General features: G+C 51.1%; 16 protein-coding genes. 9 read left to right on the top strand and 7 right to left on the bottom strand.

Annotated features, from left to right (window positions below; translation table 11 throughout):
- Both C7382_RS03070 and C7382_RS03065 read left to right on the top strand, forming a co-directional pair.
- Positions 1–1,053 (top strand): glycosyltransferase family 9 protein, encoded by a 1,053-nt coding sequence (locus C7382_RS03070; RefSeq protein WP_116678851.1) that lies wholly within the window; start codon positions 1–3, stop codon positions 1,051–1,053.
- Entirely contained in the window at positions 1,037–1,486 is a 450-nt protein-coding gene (locus C7382_RS03065) for a S4 domain-containing protein (protein ID WP_116678850.1), read from the top strand. Before C7382_RS03070 ends, C7382_RS03065 begins: the two co-directional genes overlap by 17 nt.
- A 472-nt stretch (positions 1,487–1,958) precedes the next feature.
- On the opposite strand, the gene cbiB is transcribed toward C7382_RS03065, so the two are convergent.
- Genes cbiB through C7382_RS03040 form a run of 5 tightly spaced genes read right to left on the bottom strand, consistent with a single transcriptional unit; the run spans position 1,959 to position 7,423 of the window.
- The gene (cbiB, locus tag C7382_RS03060; RefSeq protein ID WP_116678849.1) at positions 1,959–2,987 is read right to left on the bottom strand and encodes an adenosylcobinamide-phosphate synthase CbiB; all 1,029 of its coding nucleotides are present in this window, start codon (positions 2,985–2,987) and stop codon (positions 1,959–1,961) included.
- Between the two features lie 14 nt (positions 2,988–3,001).
- Positions 3,002–4,039 carry a threonine-phosphate decarboxylase gene (locus C7382_RS03055; protein WP_116678848.1) on the bottom strand — a complete coding sequence of 346 codons (1,038 nt, stop codon included), beginning with the start codon at positions 4,037–4,039 and terminating at the stop codon, positions 3,002–3,004.
- Positions 4,036–5,568, bottom strand: a complete 1,533-nt coding sequence (locus C7382_RS03050) for a cobyric acid synthase (RefSeq protein ID WP_394342041.1) — start codon at positions 5,566–5,568, stop codon at positions 4,036–4,038. The genes C7382_RS03055 and C7382_RS03050 overlap by 4 nt, the downstream gene beginning before the upstream one ends.
- Complete coding sequence (locus tag C7382_RS03045) at positions 5,532–6,098, bottom strand: cob(I)yrinic acid a,c-diamide adenosyltransferase (protein WP_116678846.1); 567 nt, start codon at positions 6,096–6,098, stop codon at positions 5,532–5,534. Before C7382_RS03045 ends, C7382_RS03050 begins: the two co-directional genes overlap by 37 nt.
- Positions 6,099–6,124: 26 nt before the next feature.
- The gene (locus C7382_RS03040) at positions 6,125–7,423 is read right to left on the bottom strand and encodes a cobyrinate a,c-diamide synthase (RefSeq protein ID WP_116678845.1); all 1,299 of its coding nucleotides are present in this window, start codon (positions 7,421–7,423) and stop codon (positions 6,125–6,127) included.
- 276 nt (positions 7,424–7,699) lie between these two features.
- On the opposite strand from C7382_RS03040, the gene C7382_RS03035 reads away from it, so the two are divergent.
- From C7382_RS03035 to C7382_RS03025, 3 genes are all read left to right on the top strand, one after another.
- Positions 7,700–8,338 carry a TetR/AcrR family transcriptional regulator gene (locus C7382_RS03035; protein ID WP_116678844.1) on the top strand — a complete coding sequence of 213 codons (639 nt, stop codon included), beginning with the start codon at positions 7,700–7,702 and terminating at the stop codon, positions 8,336–8,338.
- A gap of 82 nt (positions 8,339–8,420) precedes the next feature.
- Positions 8,421–9,167 (top strand): 3-oxoacyl-[acyl-carrier-protein] reductase, encoded by a 747-nt coding sequence (fabG, locus tag C7382_RS03030; RefSeq protein ID WP_116678843.1) that lies wholly within the window; start codon positions 8,421–8,423, stop codon positions 9,165–9,167.
- Between the two features lie 58 nt (positions 9,168–9,225).
- Entirely contained in the window at positions 9,226–9,912 is a 687-nt protein-coding gene (locus C7382_RS03025) for an RluA family pseudouridine synthase (protein ID WP_116678842.1), read from the top strand.
- 18 nt (positions 9,913–9,930) lie between these two features.
- Here C7382_RS03025 and C7382_RS03020 read toward each other — a convergent pair whose 3' ends face one another.
- On the bottom strand, positions 9,931–10,533 hold the full coding sequence (locus tag C7382_RS03020; RefSeq protein ID WP_116678841.1) for a response regulator transcription factor: 603 nt from the start codon (positions 10,531–10,533) through the stop codon (positions 9,931–9,933).
- Positions 10,530–11,240 (bottom strand): hemerythrin domain-containing protein, encoded by a 711-nt coding sequence (locus C7382_RS03015; protein ID WP_116678840.1) that lies wholly within the window; start codon positions 11,238–11,240, stop codon positions 10,530–10,532. Before C7382_RS03015 ends, C7382_RS03020 begins: the two co-directional genes overlap by 4 nt.
- Positions 11,241–11,426: 186 nt before the next feature.
- Here C7382_RS03015 and C7382_RS03010 point away from each other — a divergent pair, with 186 nt between their 5' ends.
- The 4 genes from C7382_RS03010 to C7382_RS02995 all read left to right on the top strand — a co-directional run bounded on the left by C7382_RS03010 (position 11,427) and on the right by C7382_RS02995 (position 16,479).
- A complete protein-coding gene (locus C7382_RS03010) occupies positions 11,427–11,873 on the top strand; it encodes a hypothetical protein (RefSeq protein WP_116678839.1) in 447 nt (148 codons plus the stop codon).
- 164 nt (positions 11,874–12,037) lie between these two features.
- On the top strand, positions 12,038–14,278 hold the full coding sequence (locus tag C7382_RS03005; protein WP_116678838.1) for a TonB-dependent receptor: 2,241 nt from the start codon (positions 12,038–12,040) through the stop codon (positions 14,276–14,278).
- Positions 14,279–14,324: 46 nt separating this feature from the next.
- Complete coding sequence (locus C7382_RS03000) at positions 14,325–14,645, top strand: heavy-metal-associated domain-containing protein (protein WP_165815114.1); 321 nt, start codon at positions 14,325–14,327, stop codon at positions 14,643–14,645.
- Between the two features lie 1,411 nt (positions 14,646–16,056).
- The gene (locus tag C7382_RS02995; RefSeq protein WP_116678836.1) at positions 16,057–16,479 is read left to right on the top strand and encodes a M23 family metallopeptidase; all 423 of its coding nucleotides are present in this window, start codon (positions 16,057–16,059) and stop codon (positions 16,477–16,479) included.
- Positions 16,480–16,538 lie beyond the last annotated feature (59 nt).

Raw genomic sequence — 16,538 nt, 5'->3', positions numbered from 1 at the left:
ATGGCTCATTACTTGGTAGTCCGCTTGTCGGCGATAGGCGATGTAGCCATGACGATACCCGTATTGTATGCCGTAGCAAAGGCATACCCGCAGCATAGTTTTACGCTGCTGACCCAGCCTTTTCTGACCTCATTGCTCATCGATCCGCCGAGCAATTTGGAAGGGATGGGGATAGACATCAAGCACGAGGAGTCGTCCCTCCCGGGCCTGCTCACCTACATAGGGAGACTCAAAGAGGAACGTTTCGACTACGTCATCGACCTTCACAACGTCCTTCGCTCCCGCATTATCCGCACCTATCTCCGCTTCTTCGGTGTCAAGAGCTTCCATCTGAAAAAGCCGCGCAGACAACTTCGTCGGCTTACGGCTCGACCGCCGAAGCAGCTTCGTCCGCTAACCTCGGTCATCGACCGCTATGCACAAGTTTTTGCTCAGGCGGGTCTGGACATTCGTCCGCCCTATCCCATTATTTTCGACGGCACCGATAATACCAACGCCGAACTATCGATAGTGGAGATCGGTTCCGGACATCATCTCGTCGGGATTGCTCCCTTTGCTGGCCACGCCCCCAAAACCTATCCCATCGAGAAGATGCGCGAGGTGGTACGCGGCCTTTCCGAGAGAGAAGACATCCAGATTTTTCTTTTCGGTGGAAAAGGGAAGGAACGCAAGATACTGGAGCAATGGGCCGAAGAACTGCCACGCGTTGTCTCAGTGGCGGGGATGCTGTCGCTGCCTCAGGAGCTTTCACTCATCCGCTCGCTGCGCTGCATGGTGTCGATGGACAGCGCCAATATGCACTTTGCTTCGTTGGTGGGCACGCGAGTCATATCCGTCTGGTGTGCCACTCACCCTGCTGCCGGATTTCTCGGCTATGGACAGCGACCGGACGACTGTATGGGAGTAGAATTGGACTGTCGTCCATGCTCTGTCTTCGGCAAGAAGCCCTGCTACCGCAAGGACTATGCCTGCCACAACATCGAACCACAAACGATAATAGACAAAATAGTTTTCACACTTACCGATTCAATTTCAGATGAAACTGAGAATTAACAAGCTGATCAGCGATGCCGGAATGGGTTCACGTCGCGAGGCAGAAAAGTACATCACCGAGGGGAGAATCAAGATCAACGGACGCATCGCGCGCCTATCGGACTCAGTCGGCGAAACGGACGTAGTGCTTTTCGATGACGTAGATCTGCCGGTCAAAGACCTGATTCGCGAAGGCATCTCTCTGCGCAATCACGACGAGCAGATCGTCCATGCGGCCAACAAGAGCAGGCAGAACGAGAGAAAAAACACCCCGCGCCACAAGCAGCATAAAGAGCTCGCGCCACAACGCGATGCAGGTAGGTCGCGCACGGGGAATAAATCGCGCTCCGGATGGGATATGGACGAGGAAGAAGACTTCGGCTACAGCACGGGGCGAGGCTTTCGGAAAGGGAATAGGAAGAATGACAATCCGGTGAAAAAATTCCGCCACTAAGCTCCTCCACTCTTCGACAGAGCCGAAAGAAACACAAAGACGCAGCGACTCCCGACACGATCGGAGCCTGCGTCTTTCTTTTTTCCCATTCGCAAACGGAGATTCGGACAGAGCGATAGAACAGAATACTCTCACATCCAAAATTCGGAAGCGTCGCAGATAAAATTTCTCTGTTCTCTTTCATTATCGTTTTTGGCGTGTATTTGATTGATTGTTATTGTGTTATCGGGAGCATTGTCAAGTGACACTGCTCCCTCAAACAAGAATTACAAGAGGATTGTCAGGCGACGAAAGGTCAAAACAGCCGTGCAGGAAGGTATTGACAACCGACACGCGCATTTGATTTCTTTGTCCTAAGGAAAAGGGGGTAAATTATCCGGCCACTTCATGCGAACAGACGTTCCACGATTCGCATCGGTCTCGATATTATCCAGAACGACATATCGTCGCAGCATCTTGCTGCTTCGGGGAATTATAGGTATGGCGACAATACAAAAGACAAAAGCACTGCATGGAAAAGCATCGTCAGGAGGAGCATCAGCACTTCCACTCTTCGATTGATGCGAATAGCTCGCTGCATATCTTCGTAAGTAAGCACGCGGTCTGTTTCGCCAATGTAAGGCTTGGAGATAGCCTCGCCGAAGTAATCATGCGTGCCACCGAAGCGACAATTCAAAATGCCGGCCAGCGCAGCTTCGGGATAGCCGGAGTTAGGACTTGTATGCTTTTTGCCATAGCGAAGGACGAAAGGCAGCAGATCGAGTCGGCCACTGACGAGCAACATCATCAGAGCTGTAATGCGAGCGGGCAGGAAATTAGCAACATCATCAATCTTGGCAGCAACACGCCCGAATCGGATATAACGCTCCGTTTTGTAGCCGATCATGGAGTCCAGCGTGTTGATCATCTTATAGGTTATCATACCGGGCAGGCCAAGCCATCCGAACCAAAACATCGGAGCGACTACCCCATCGCTCAAGTTCTCTGACAATGTTTCGAGAGCGGCTGTCCGCACCTCCTGAGCAGAAAGGGCAGCCGTGTCTCTACCGACTATCCGCGACACCTGTTGCCGACCTTCTTCGAGCGAACGATCCACCGCTGCGAAGACCATCTTGACTTCCCGTATAAGCGTAGTGCCTGCCAAGCAATAGAAGAGAACAATCGAATATAAAGTTATGGTAAGCAGGAAAAAAAACACAATCCCAAACAAATCTCCGACAACAAAGAGATAGTAGAAGAAGAATAGCAAACTTAAGATGGCCAAGGCTGTAGAAAAGAAGACTATAGCCATATAGCCCACCGCGAGCATTCCGCCCTTTAGCAAGCGACCTCTCCCTCTATTCAAGAGTCGCTCGCCGAAAGCAATCATCCGACCGAAAGCGACTATCGGGTGGAGAAATCCTGCGGGATCACCCCAACGACGATCAAGCAGCCAAGCAAAGAATAAACAGAGAGAAGGGAAGAAAGGGAAAAAAATAAGCAGAAAGTCAATTAAGATCATCGGTATGAAAAAGTTTATGATTGGGATTCTTGTGCTGTCGGTTCAGAGTGCGCCAACTCACGCAATGCCTCAATGAGCCAATCGTTCTCTTGCGGAGTCTGCGTAGCGATCCGAAAAAAATGTGCATCCAGCCCTTCGAAATTGGAAGCGTCACGAATCAGTAAGCCGTACTGCTCGGCAAGAATCTGCTTGAGGTCCGTTGCTCGGCGTTTACGGGAGCGAATCAGCATGAAATGCGTATCTGTTCGTTCCACTTCGTACTCGTCCATCGAGGCAATGGCAACTCGGAGACGCTCCGCCTCTGCATGCAATGCTTCGAGCGAAATGGATGCAGGCATACCGGCCTGCACCAGATAAGAACCGGCAGCTATCGCAAGGGCATTCACCGACCAAGGCATCCTATGCGCTCGCAACTTCGACACCAGCGAAGGCGTAGCCGTGAGATATCCCAGACGCAGGCCGGGTATGGCAAATCGTTTGGTGAGCGAATGCAGGAGTATCACATTCGGTTGAGACACCATCGAGGCGATGTCCAAGACTTCTGCAGTGGAGAAATAAGCATAGGACTGGTCGATGACGAAGAGAACCTCCCTATGCTCACAGATCATCCTGTGCAGCATATCTGCATCCCATGCCCGCCCTGTGGGATTGTTCGGGTTGCATAGCCACAGCATACGGGCATCGGCAGGCAAATCCTCGGGCTGCATAATGGAGCAAACACGATGTCCATGCAGATGACAGGCGTCCGCATACTCGCTGAAAGTGGGACAAAGAACAGCCGAAGCACTGCCTGCAAAAGCCTGTGCTATCAGATAAATGGCCTCCGTGGCACCATTGGTCACACTCACGCATGCCGCATCAAAACCGTACAAACGCGACAAATCCCGCTCCAGACTGTACGGCTCAGGTTCCGGATACGAGCCGATACCATCCAGCACATCGCGCAGATGTGCCAACAAACCACCACGGTCAGTAGCTGAATACACATTAGAACTGAAGTTTGCCCGAATACTGCCATGACAATACAAGTCGTCGCCGTGTCCTTTTATCATGCCTCCGTATCCTCCATCAGTTTGTAGATGCGTCCTATGTCGATGTGTTTGCGCAGATGATCTGCCAATTTATTGTATTGTTCTTCGCGGTAACGAGCATAGTCGAAAGAGCCTTGACAGGGCGATTTATCGACAAAAGGAGCCAAGAGATAATCCACGACTGTAGCATTATCCAGTATGCCATGCAGATAAGTGCCCATGCAAGAGCGATCGGCAAAGTAACCATCTGTAGTCCCGTCCGTCAGTCTGTTCAGCGGAGATGCCACCGCTCCCTCGACAGGGAGCGTTCGTCCCATGTGAATCTCGTAGCCCGTGCATTCTTCCTCACGATCAAGGAAGCAGAAAGCTGTACGCCTCGTCACTTTTGCCTCGGTCAAGACAGTTGTCACCGGCAGCAATCCCAATCCAGGCAGTCGCTCAATATCACCCTCGATATGCTGCGGATCACTGATCTCGCCTCCCATGATCTGGAAGCCACCGCATATACCGAATACTGTGGTTCCGGTCGTATGTGCCCGAATGATGGCTTGTGCAGCCCCATTGCGACGGAGTTCCCGCAGATCCGCAAGCGTGCTCTTGCTACCGGGTACAATGATAATATCGGCATGTTGCAATTCCTCTGAGTCGTTGGTATAGTAGAGATGCACGCGCTCATCGCGCTCCAGCACGTCGAAGTCCGTGTAGTTGGAGAGATAGCGCAGCATGACCACTGCCACGTTTACCTTCCCCTTGGCCGAAGCCTCATTCTTGGCAGCCAGCGCCACCGAGTCCTCACCCTCGATATGGATGTCCCGATAGTAGGGCACCACCCCGAGGACGGGGACACTGCACAGCTCTTCCAGTATGCGCCGACCTTCGTCGAAGAGTCGCAGATCGCCTCTGAACTTATTGATAATGATACCACACACATGCTTTCTTTCTTCGGGGGACATGAGCATGATTGAGCCATAGACCGAAGCAAACACCCCGCCCCGATCAATATCACCCACGAGAATCACACGCGCATCGGCATACATGGCCATGGGCATATTCACAATGTCAGAGTCTTTCAGATTCAGCTCCGACACGCTCCCCGCCCCTTCCAGAACGATAGGATGATAGCGGGACGAGAGACGGTCGAATGCCTTGTGCACCTCGGTGCGCAGCTCTTCGCGCCCCTCGCGACGGAAGTATTCGTATGCATCTCTGTTGCCGATGACACGACCGTTGAGCACGACCTGAGAAGAGTGGTCAGAGCTGGGCTTCAGCAGGACAGGATTCATATCCGTGTGACAGGGTATGCCTGCCGCTTCGGCCTGTGTAGCCTGTGCCCGTCCTATCTCCAGCCCCTCCGGCGTCACATAAGAATTGAGAGCCATGTTCTGCGCCTTGAAGGGAGCGGGAGCGTATCCGTCTTGCAGTAGCACGCGACACAGGCCTGTAGCCAACACACTCTTCCCCACATCGCTGCCGGTGCCCACGAGCATGAGGGGCTTGAGTCTCCGTTGTTCCTTCATTTCTGCTTTCTTTTGTAGGCAAATTTCTGCCATTTCTCTTCCGTCCATCCCTGCATCTGCATCTCTTGGCGTGCCATCACGAAGAAGAGATCGGACAGCCGATTCATCCACCGCAGTATTTCAGCCGGCACTTCGTCTGTTTGGTGTAGCGTCCACAATCGCCGTTCGGCACGACGAGCCACCGTACGTGCAAGCTGCAAATGCGAGGAAATGAGAGTCCCTCCCGGGAGAATGAAGTAACCGTTATCCTCTGTCTGACGCAGGATCTCGTCCATGAGATGTTCACACTTGGCAGACGCATCTGCAGAAAACACATTGGGATTGTCCGATCTTTTGCCCGATGGTGTAGCCACCAGACTCATCGCCATCATCATATTATATTGTATCTCGTGCAGCACTTGCTGTCTAGCATCGTCTTCAGACATGAAAGCGCGGACGGCTCCTATCGCTGCATTCAGCTCATCCATCGTGCCGTATGCCTCTACACGAATATCGTCCTTGGGTACGCGTTCGCCTCCGAATATGCCGGTAGTGCCCTTGTCACCCGTCTTTGTATAGATCATTTTATGCAGATTCTTTTTTCCTCTCCTTAGTCAAACCAACTCCTCAGGTCTTCTTCACCCCAATACAGATGGGTATAACCGGCCAAAAGGTTCTTGTAACGGTACAGCGGCGTATCCACCCGCCTGCCACGAACGTCGTATTGCTCTCCTGCTGAAGGCGTCGTGCCCTCCGTCGTAGAGTAATGGAACTCATGCCCGCGCAGCTCACGCCCGCCGTAGAGCAGCCGCCGATAGCCCAGATGCAGCCTCATCCCTTCCATCGTGCACCGCTCCTCAAGAACGCCACACATCGGGTAGCTCAAGCCGTCCATCCCGTTTATCTCCGAGCAAAGATACATCATGCCGCCACATTCGGCCAGCGTGCGTCCTCCCGACTCTATGTAATCGCGGACGGATCGCCGCATACTTTCGTTTGCACTCAACTCATGCAAGAAAAACTCAGGATACCCCCCCGGCAGGTATAAGAAGTCGCACCCCTCGGGCAAATGCTTGTCGCGGATGGGGCTGTAGCGGACGATTTGCCCCCATTCGCTGAGGCGACGCAGATTTTCCCGGTAAGTGAAGTTGAAAGCTTCATCCTCCGCCACTGCTATTATCGTCGAGGACGACGAAGGCTCATCGGTCTTCACGTTCAAACGGGGAGTGCTCACGCGCTCGGTCAGTTCCAACAGCTTATCGACCTGCACGTACTGCTCTATGGCATCGGCCACACGGTCGGGAAGCTCCCGATACTGCGCCATGTTCTCCGTCGATAATCCGAGGTGGCGCGACGGCACAGATACGTTCTCCATCTTGGGCAGGTAGCCCAGACTTACGATGCCGGCATCCTCGGCAGCAGCTCGCAGATATTCGTAATGGGAGGGAGAGGCCACACGATTGAAGACCACACCCACAGGAGCCACAGCGGGTCGGAAGTGTTTGAAGCCATAGAGTATCGGGGCTACGGAATAGGCCGTACTGCCGGCATTGACCAGCAGCAAGACGGGAAGCCCCATCAGTTCGGACAAGGCGGCACTACTGCCTGCCATACGATCGTACCCGTCAAAGAACCCCATCACGCCCTCCGTAATAGAGACATCGGCCCCATGCGAATACCGTTCGTATAAGTCCCGAATATGCTCAGGACTCATCATATAGCCGTCCAGATTGACCGACACTTCGCCACACGCCAGGGCATGATACTTGGGGTCGATGTAGTCAGGTCCGCATTTGAAGGGTTGGACACGCATTCCCCGTCGCTTGAGCAGACGGAGCAAACCGAGTGTAAATGTTGTCTTGCCACCATCGGAAGACGTAGCACTGATGAGGAAGTGCGAATGAGCCATTGCCGCAATAGTTAAGATCGTTGTACATGAGGAGCACAGTAAGAGATGACTCCAACGGAGCCGAAAGGTACACCAATTCTCCCTCATATCGCACCAGCTGTCGTCGTTTTTGGCAGTAAAAAGGAGAGTCAATTGAACAACTTTTGCCCCTTGTCGAGCATAGAACCAACCATTTTTATGCTCAACAATCTCATAAACGTGCAAAATCACCGCTAAAAACCTTACATTTGCCTCAATAACAAACTGAATACCACGATAATTGGTAATCGAAAACAAATGAGTGTGGCGAAAACAAGAGAACTGATGATCGACGTGGCACGTCAGCTCTTTGCTAAAATCGGAGTAGAAAAGACTACGATGAACGACATCGCCGATGCAGCAAACAAGGGAAGACGAACACTCTACACCTACTTTAAGAGCAAGAACGACATCTACGTTGCCGTAGTACACAAAGAACTGGACGAATTGCACAGCTCACTGGAGGCGGCTTCGCAAGTGATGATGACACCGACGAAGAAGCTGATGCACTTCATCTATACGCATCTGGAGGCTATCAAGGAGATAGTCATCCGCAATGGCACGCTCCGTGCCGATTTCTTCCGCGACATCTGGAAGGTGGAGAACGCCCGCAAGGAGTTCGACCTCCGAGAAGAACATCTCATCTGCAACATATTGGAAGAAGGCATCGAGGCCCATGTATTTGCCATGCCCGATGCGCAGATCACGGCCAAGATACTCCTCCACTCCATCAAAGGTCTGGAGGTGCCTTACATCAGTGGCCACCTGCGTCATGCGGGTACGATAGCCTTCGAGCGGATAAGCGAGAATGTGGAGCACCTCATCTTCCACGGCATCTGCCGTGCGGACATGGCGGATGCAGTAGCCATAGCCAAAGGAGAACAAAAAGAACAATAAGAAACCAATAGATAATTCAACCCGCAGGACATTGGCTCAGCCTTAGAGCAAGAGCTGTCCGGCGACAAATTAGCATCCAAGTATGAAACTATTAGAAAACAAGGTAGCTCTCATCACGGGAGCCGGTCGCGGCATCGGTCGCGCTATTGCTTATAAGTATGCAACGGAAGGTGCCGATGTGGCCATCACAGACTTGAAAATCGACGAAAACGTAGAAGCTTTTGTAGCAGAACTCAAGGCGATGGGCGTACGCGCAGCTGCCTATGCCTCCAACGCTGCCGACTTCCAAGCGGCACATGATGTAGTAGAAAAGATCAAAGCGGACTTCGGTCGCATCGACATTCTGGTAAACAATGCCGGTATCACACGCGACGGCCTCATGATGCGTATGACAGAGGATCAATGGGATGCCGTGATCAACGTAAACCTGAAGTCGGCCTTCAATATGATCCACGCCCTGACGCCCATCATGATGTCGCAACGCGGTGGCAGCATCATCAACATGGCTTCTGTGGTAGGTGTATCAGGCAATGCCGGACAGTCCAACTACTCAGCCTCTAAAGCAGGTATGATCGGTCTCGCCAAGAGTGTGGCGAAGGAATTGGGTTCTCGTGGTGTGCGCGCCAATGCGATTGCACCGGGCTTCATCATCACGGACATGACTGCCGTGCTGAGCGAAGAAGTGAAGAAGCAATGGGCGGCTCAGATACCGCTGCGCCGTGGCGGTACGCCCGAAGATGTGGCCAACGTGGCTACATTCCTCGGCAGCGACCTCTCTTCCTATGTGACGGGACAGGTGCTGCACGTATGTGGTGGTATGAATATGTAATGTAGAGATCAGATCTGCATCATACCCACTTATATAATAAAGTAGAGAGGGCTGACGCATGGAAGTCGTTTACGAGGACAATCACCTCATCATAGTCAATAAGGCTGTGGGGGAAATAGTCCAAGGCGACAAGACCGGCGACAGCCCTCTTTCCGATACCGTCAAGCAGTGGATCAAGGAGAAATATGCCAAGCCCGGGAATGTATTCCTCGGAGTGACACATCGTCTGGATCGCCCCGTGGCGGGATTGGTCGTCTTTGCCAAGACCGGTAAGGCGCTGAGCCGCCTCAACAATATGTTTCGGGACGGGGAAGTACAGAAAGTGTACCGTGCCATCGTCCGACAAAGACCGCCCCAAGAGGCGGATACACTCGTGCATTATATCCGACGCAACGAGAAGCTAAACAAAAGCTTTGCATCCCTGCACGAAGTACCCAACAGCAAGAAAGCATCATTGTCCTATCGGCTGATAGCCTCCTCCGACACCTATCATCTTCTGGAAATAGCGTTGCATACGGGCCGACATCACCAAATAAGATGTCAGCTCGCAGCGATAGGCTGCCCCATCAAGGGTGATCTAAAATATGGTTTCGGAAGGAGCAATCCCGATGGCGGGATCAGTCTTGTGGCTCACAGGATTCGGTTTACACATCCTGTCAGCGGCCAGCTCATAGACATAACGGCACCACTACCAAAGGGCGATAAGCTCTGGCCGATACTCATCTCTGCGGTAAGCGAGAAGTAGCGCGCGGCAGTGTTTTTCTTAGTGGGCGATCTCGTCGAGATTGACGAGTTTGTTCATGATCGCATATATCGTCAACCCGCTGGGGCTGTGGATTTGTAGCTTCTTGGCGATGTTCCTTCTGTGCGTGATGACTGTGTGCGTAGAGAGGAATAGCTCCTCCGCGATTTCCTTATTGGTCATCCCCTTTACTACTCCCACCACGATTTCCTTTTCACGGTTGGTGAGCGCCTGATGTTCCTCTTCGTTTTCTTCCGGCTCTTGCTTCTTCTGGTAGAGGCGTTCGAGCATATTGCGCAGTCCGTCGATCGACGTCTGGATGGACAGATGTTCGTCGTAACCATGCAGGAGCGAATGATCCATCGGAGAGGTCAGCAGTGCCACACAATAGTAGTCTCGCACCCCGATCCTGCCGGAGTCGTCTCGGACAAGACCGGCAAGGAGAGGATTGACAAAAATGATATCAGGCAAATAATGCGACACGATTTCCTGCCAGTCGTTATCGGCAGGAATATCGAAAAACTGGATTTTATAACCGGAAATCTTCCTGAGCATAGCCTCCAGACCGGCTCTGATGAGAGGCAAAGGCTCTACGATTGCGACCTTGAGCATGATGATATTCATAAGCCATTTTCCTTTTCTATCCTACGAATGAGCGGCACAAAGAGATAGTCTTCGACAAAGTTGTGCGCCGAGAGATCATCCTCGGCAGAGAATATATCGTGCAATACGCTGTTGAGTTCGTATCCGCTGCGCACGGGGTAGTACTTGATGAGGAGGTTTTTCAGCTCGGTGATCTTCATTTCTATCTGATCGTGTCGCTTGCTGAAAATGTCTATTCTATAGTTCGAGCGTCCGTCCAGCTTGCCCGCCAACAAGCGCTCCACGTAAGGGAAGACCGTCTTCTCCTCATAGCTCATATGCTTGTGCACCTCCTCGGCGTACTCGTCATAGAACTGTCGGATGACAAATACCACTTCGCTGGGGCATTCCGAAAGGGCCGATAGCAACTTCTGTCTGAGGGCAGGGAGTCGGAATTGCAGGAAATAATCGTGCGACTGACGCAGGTAGCTGATCAATGAAGGGGCCGAAAGCGTGGCCAAAAGCGCATCGGAGGGGCGTTCATGACGATTGATCAGCGTATTGATCACGGCCATGAGCGTATTGGTATTGACGTTGTTTTCCTCGCAAACCTCACGGATGCTCTTGTCGCCAAATCCGAGCGAGATACCGAAGCGCGTGATCACGAGCAGCAAGTCGTAATTCTCGCAGATCAGGTCGCTCAATTTGGTATTCGACGAATAGTGGTTGTGTATGGGATGGGATGTCATAGTTGGAATTTTGTAAATTACTTACAAAGGTATTGTGAATCACGACAATTAACAATCCCTATTTGTAGGTATACCGGTACTCTGTAACCTGTAAAGTGAGACGGATTATCCATTCTTTACATATCTTTGTCTATTGAAATGATATCACGCACCAGTCACATACTGCGAGAAAGAGTCGGCAAGAGAATGACGGCATTCTTCCTGTCGCTTCTTATAGTCCTCTTCGGGGCAGGCTTTGAAACGGTTAAGGCCTGTTGCCGATCATTCTACCAGAATGCAACGGCACATACTATCATGCAGGCATATGTAGTCGAGACCGATCCCCTCACTACATCCTCCACGGACTGTTGCGGCGATGAGGGCGGTTGCTGTTCTGCGACTGATGAGTCGGAGACTGAGGACGAAGGATGCATCCCCACGCTCATTCACTGTAGTTTGGATGACTTTACGCCGGTCCATCATCTATCGGCTCCTCCGATATTAGAGAGCACCAGCCCCATTTTCTCTCCCACTCCATCACCCATCGGCCTATTTTCGACGGCACTGCGCGTCTCGGTCGGCACCTATTCACAGCCACCGCCTCCTTTGGAAGGACGCGACACGCTGCTACGCTCCTGTATCCTTATTATTTGATTCGCTCCCTGCTGCATTCTTGCAGACAGAGAGTGAGATCACGCCATGTCGCCTGTCCTCCGGGCGACAGTAGTCGCTGTATTCCCGTGCGCAAAAGCCAATGAATAACGCTGCACACAGATACCTCAGAGACTACCGCTGTCAATTATTATAAGGATACAATAATGAAAAAGAAACACCAAATATCCTTCCTCCTGAGCCTCCTACTCCTATCCGCCACCGGATTGGCCGCTCAGGATGGAGGACAACTCATCGGACAGGTCGTAGATGACACTGCCGAACCCATCGTAGCAGCCAATGTCTATTGGCTGGGTACCAATATCCACACCTCCTCCGGAGAGAAAGGAGAGTTTGCCATCGAACACCTCGGTGCACATCATCGCCTCGTCGTCAGCTGTGCAGGATTTGTCGCTGACACCATCGACATTTCGCACGACACCAAGCAACGACGCATCATGCTACAGTCCATCGTCATGGACCATGTGGAGGTTATCGGCTTCCGCAAAGGACGTTCCAAACTCCGCCTCAGTATCGAGAACAGGGAGCAGATCAGCGAGGGCGAACTCATCCGTGCTGCTTGCTGCAATCTGGGTGAAAGCTTCACGACCAATCCTTCCGTAGATGTCAGCACCACCGATGCCGCCACCGGCACCAAACAGATCAAACTTTTGGGTCTCAGCGGCAAGTACGTACAAATGCAGACTGAAAACATCCCCGGATTTCGTGGCATATCAGCTCCCTACTCATTAGGCTACATCCCTGGCGCATGGATCCAGAGCATACAAGTGTCCAAAGGGGCTGCCTCGGTCAAGAACGGCTTTGAGTCTATGACAGGACAGATCAACGTGGAATATAAAAAGCCTAACGTGGACAGATACTTCGAGGGCAATGCCTATCTGGATCAGGGACTGCGTGCAGAGCTCAATCTCGCAGGCAACTATCAGTTCGGCGACCGATGGAGCACGGCCCTCCTCGCCCATGTGGAGGATCGTTCCATGGCTCACGATGCCAATCACGACACATTCGTGGACATGCCCATGATGCGCCAGTACAATGTGATGAACCGCTGGACCTATCGCTCAGCACGGAATATCATCCAGAGCGGATTCCTCTACCTCTATGAGAACAGACGCGCCGGACAGTACGGGCATCATACGGAAGCTCTCGCCACGCCCTATCTGATAGGGATCAAGACACACCGCGGAGAAGCCTTCGTCAAAGCAGCTCACATACTCGATCCCGATCGGGGCAGCAGCATTGCACTCATCGTCGATGGTAGTAAGCAACAATTGGATGCCGGCTACGGACACAAAGTATTTGAGATGGGACAGGACAATCTCTACACATCGTTACTCTTCGAAACCCAGCCCAACGAACAGCACGCACTCTCTACGGGGCTGAGCTGGCAGTACGACCACTACGACGGACAGCACCGACTGGAGCAGACGGCTCTCGGACCGCTGACGACGAACCGCTACAACGAGTCCGTCCCGGGAGCCTACTTCCAGTACACCTACACACCCGTGCCGCAACTCGCTGTCTTGGGTGGCATCAGAGCCGACCACAGCAATCTGCATGGCACCTTTGTCACTCCTCGTTTCCACATTCGCTACAATCCCTCATCAGCTGTCTCGCTGCGCCTCTCTGCCGGCAAAGGATACCGCACACACGGCATTTTGGTGGAGAACAACCACCTCTTGGCATCCGGAAGAGAGATCGTCATCCATGAGGGAGCAGACAAGCTACAGGAAGCGTCGTGGAACTACGGCATCAGCGTCGGTCTGGACATCCCCGTCGGTGGGAGCAAGAAAGTGGAGCTAAACGCCGAGTATTACTATACGGACTTCGACAAGCGCGTGGTCATCGACATGGACAGCCACCCGCATGAGCTGCACTTCTATGGCATGGCAGGCAGTTCCTATTCCCACACCTTTCAGATAGACGCTTCCTACACGCTCCTGCGTGGACTGGATCTGATGGCAGCCTTCAGACTCTCAGACGTGCGCAACACGATCGGGGGCAGACTCAGAAGCGAACCGCTAACCTCACGATACAAGGCTCTCCTTACGGCCTCCTACAAGACACCTCTCAGGCTGTGGCAGGGAGATGTCACGTTCTCCCTCAACGGCTCGGGACGCATGCCCGATCCTTACACCCTGACCAACGGCGCTTCCTCCTGGGATAGCAGCTACGGCACCTACCCGCTCGTCAGCGCACAGATCACGCGCTTCTTCCCCCAATGGTCAGCCTATGTGGGTGGAGAGAATCTGACCAACTACCGCCAGCCCAACCCCATCGTCAATGCCCAAGACCCATGGAGCAAGGCATTCGACTCCACCATGGTGTGGGGCCCCACCGACGGCATTATGGTCTATGCCGGCATACGATTCAACCTATTCGACTAATCTAACCTCATAACAAATATTCAACCCTATGCTTATCACATCAAAAATGAGACCCTATCTCCTCTCCATCCTCCTCTCCCTACTGTGCATGGCAGCCGCGTCGGCCAAAGATGTAGTCCGACACTTCATCTCGCCTACTCCACGCATGCATTGCGAGTCCTGCGAAAAGAAAATCCGTCGTGTCCTCCAATTCGAGAAAGGGATGAAAGATATCCAATTTGATTTGGAGAAGAATACCATCCTCATCGTATTCGATCCCGCGAAAACCTCTCTTGAGAAGTTGGCAACCAAACTCGAGAAGATCGGTTATGAAATAGAAGTGACCGACGAATCGGGTCGTCCTCTTCCCAAGAAAGAAAAGAACTAAGCCCGCCTGTGGGCTGTGTCCAAATGAAGTGAACCCCAAAAGTTTTTGCCCGACTTTTGGGGTTCACTTCGTTTTATACTATTAGTCCGGCGCATGTTGTGGCAGGTCTTCAACAGGGCACGATGCGCCTCAATCGCCTTAGTCAACGAAAGCTCAAGCCGTGGGAGAGCATCTAAACATTTGTCAGAAAAGCTGCAAACCAAGCGTGTATCGCCATACACTTCGGTAGAATTTCTGTTTTTTCGATCATCATCAAGGTCATAATAGCCTCAAAAACAGTTTTCTAAGGGATCATTCGCGAACAAAGATTCTAATCACTCTGCTTTTGAGGTCATGATATGCTGTAACGCCTACTATATCACTTGCTTTTGACTGCATTACAGGTTGTAACGGCTACTATATCACTTGCTTTTGACTGCATTACATGCTGTAATGGCTACTATATCACTTGCTTTTGATGGCGTTATAGGCTGTAATGAGGTCAAAAGCATTTGTTTTTGATGCAATTACAGCCTGTAATGGATAGTATATCATCTGCTTTTGTAGGCATTATACCATGAAATCACCTTTAAGTACGTTGCTTTAATACTTCTTACAGGCTATAATAGGCTGAAAACAAGGTAATTATAAGCATCCTACTGATGCAAACAGGCAAATTATCCTTTGTAGAGCTATATTTTCCTGAGTATCGCTCAAACTTACGTTTTTCTGATCATCCTGCGACAAAGAATCGGGCCTCAACGTTTTTTCAAAGCATCAAGCCCACAATATTGTCCAAACAACCATTCTTCCAGTCATCGTACATGCACAGCCTCTCTGATTACCATTTTTCCCCCGCTCGCAGGCTGACGATGCACTCCAAAAGTTTTTTTCCGCTCTTCGCCCCAGATCGAAATGCTCCATCAGCATTTTTCAGCTCTTCGATCGCATAAGAAGAGTCAAATCGATTGTTTTCTCGCTTGCGAACAGATACGCAGAGGCAAAAATCTATCCACACAATTCTGCTTGATCTCGGAATAGGTAGAGTGTGCACCAAGGAAATCAGAGTAATACTTTTGACTGCTGTTTTCCGAAAAAAGATACCTTTGTCGCCGATAAGGTAATTTTACAAATTAAAAACAAACTAAAACTTATGAGAAAAGTTAGATTCAAAGCCCGCTGGGCTTTGTCGGTCTTTCTCGCAACTGTACTAATTAGTATCAGTTGCGTAAAAAATGATCCTCAATCAGTTGAGGAGCCAATGTTAGGTACAAAACCCTTTTCTTCCGCTTTGGCAGAAGTCTTTCGAGCGTGACTATCACGAAACAAAAGTACGCTCTCTCTCGGATGTCGATACGACTTTGTACTTTGAAGGTCTATCTCCGAAGTGGGAATTTGCTGTGCAAGGCTACAGCCCTGCTAAGAATAAAGGATGGATGGAATTGTAACTCGGGTTGTCAGTTCTCAACCTGATAGAGATGGGAAATATCCAAATAAGAAAAAATTACCCCCCGCTTACCTTTCCAACACAAATAACGACACAGATGATGCTGGGAATAGAATTACGATTAAATCAGAACTTGACGGGGATATCTTGTTACATTCTTATTGGCATTTACAGGCGGGCAATGCGATTGGCATTAATCCAAGCACAGGAAAGCAATATGTGGTTGGAGATAAAGTGAGAAAGGGAGATATAATAGGTTATACGGGACGTACAGGGAATGCATATAATGTACCGAATCCACATCTTCATCTAAACATGCGGAAAAATGGGAAAAATTGTAATCCCGAAGAGTTTTTAAATGCAACAGTAACAAATCAATCAAAAATAGAAACGCCATGCGACGAATGAAATATTCGAAGATCTTTTTTCTTCTAATGTTGTTTTTTACGGTTTCCTCCTCATATGCT

This window comes from Porphyromonas loveana, from assembly GCF_003096695.1.
Taxonomy (GTDB): domain Bacteria; phylum Bacteroidota; class Bacteroidia; order Bacteroidales; family Porphyromonadaceae; genus Porphyromonas; species Porphyromonas loveana.
Note: the sequence above shows the minus strand (reverse complement) of the source record. Positions and strands in the feature narration are given on the sequence as shown.

Bases quoted from the DNA above. Each gene is read 5' to 3' on its own strand.
- C7382_RS02995 (WP_116678836.1), top strand. From the start codon at position 16,057: ATGGATGGAATTGTAACTCGGGTTGTCAGTTCTCAACCTGATAGAGAT.
- C7382_RS03070 (WP_116678851.1), top strand. From the start codon at position 1: ATGGCTCATTACTTGGTAGTCCGCTTGTCGGCGATAGGCGATGTAGCC.
- C7382_RS03050 (WP_394342041.1), bottom strand. From the start codon at position 5,568: ATGGCAGAAATTTGCCTACAAAAGAAAGCAGAAATGAAGGAACAACGG.
- C7382_RS03000 (WP_165815114.1), top strand. From the start codon at position 14,325: ATGAGACCCTATCTCCTCTCCATCCTCCTCTCCCTACTGTGCATGGCA.
- cbiB (WP_116678849.1), bottom strand. From the start codon at position 2,987: ATGATCTTAATTGACTTTCTGCTTATTTTTTTCCCTTTCTTCCCTTCT.
- C7382_RS03045 (WP_116678846.1), bottom strand. From the start codon at position 6,098: ATGATCTATACAAAGACGGGTGACAAGGGCACTACCGGCATATTCGGA.
- C7382_RS03015 (WP_116678840.1), bottom strand. From the start codon at position 11,240: ATGACATCCCATCCCATACACAACCACTATTCGTCGAATACCAAATTG.
- C7382_RS03010 (WP_116678839.1), top strand. From the start codon at position 11,427: ATGACGGCATTCTTCCTGTCGCTTCTTATAGTCCTCTTCGGGGCAGGC.
- C7382_RS03065 (WP_116678850.1), top strand. From the start codon at position 1,037: ATGAAACTGAGAATTAACAAGCTGATCAGCGATGCCGGAATGGGTTCA.
- C7382_RS03055 (WP_116678848.1), bottom strand. From the start codon at position 4,039: ATGATAAAAGGACACGGCGACGACTTGTATTGTCATGGCAGTATTCGG.
- fabG (WP_116678843.1), top strand. From the start codon at position 8,421: ATGAAACTATTAGAAAACAAGGTAGCTCTCATCACGGGAGCCGGTCGC.
- C7382_RS03025 (WP_116678842.1), top strand. From the start codon at position 9,226: ATGGAAGTCGTTTACGAGGACAATCACCTCATCATAGTCAATAAGGCT.
- C7382_RS03040 (WP_116678845.1), bottom strand. From the start codon at position 7,423: ATGGCTCATTCGCACTTCCTCATCAGTGCTACGTCTTCCGATGGTGGC.
- C7382_RS03035 (WP_116678844.1), top strand. From the start codon at position 7,700: ATGAGTGTGGCGAAAACAAGAGAACTGATGATCGACGTGGCACGTCAG.
- C7382_RS03005 (WP_116678838.1), top strand. From the start codon at position 12,038: ATGAAAAAGAAACACCAAATATCCTTCCTCCTGAGCCTCCTACTCCTA.
- C7382_RS03020 (WP_116678841.1), bottom strand. From the start codon at position 10,533: ATGAATATCATCATGCTCAAGGTCGCAATCGTAGAGCCTTTGCCTCTC.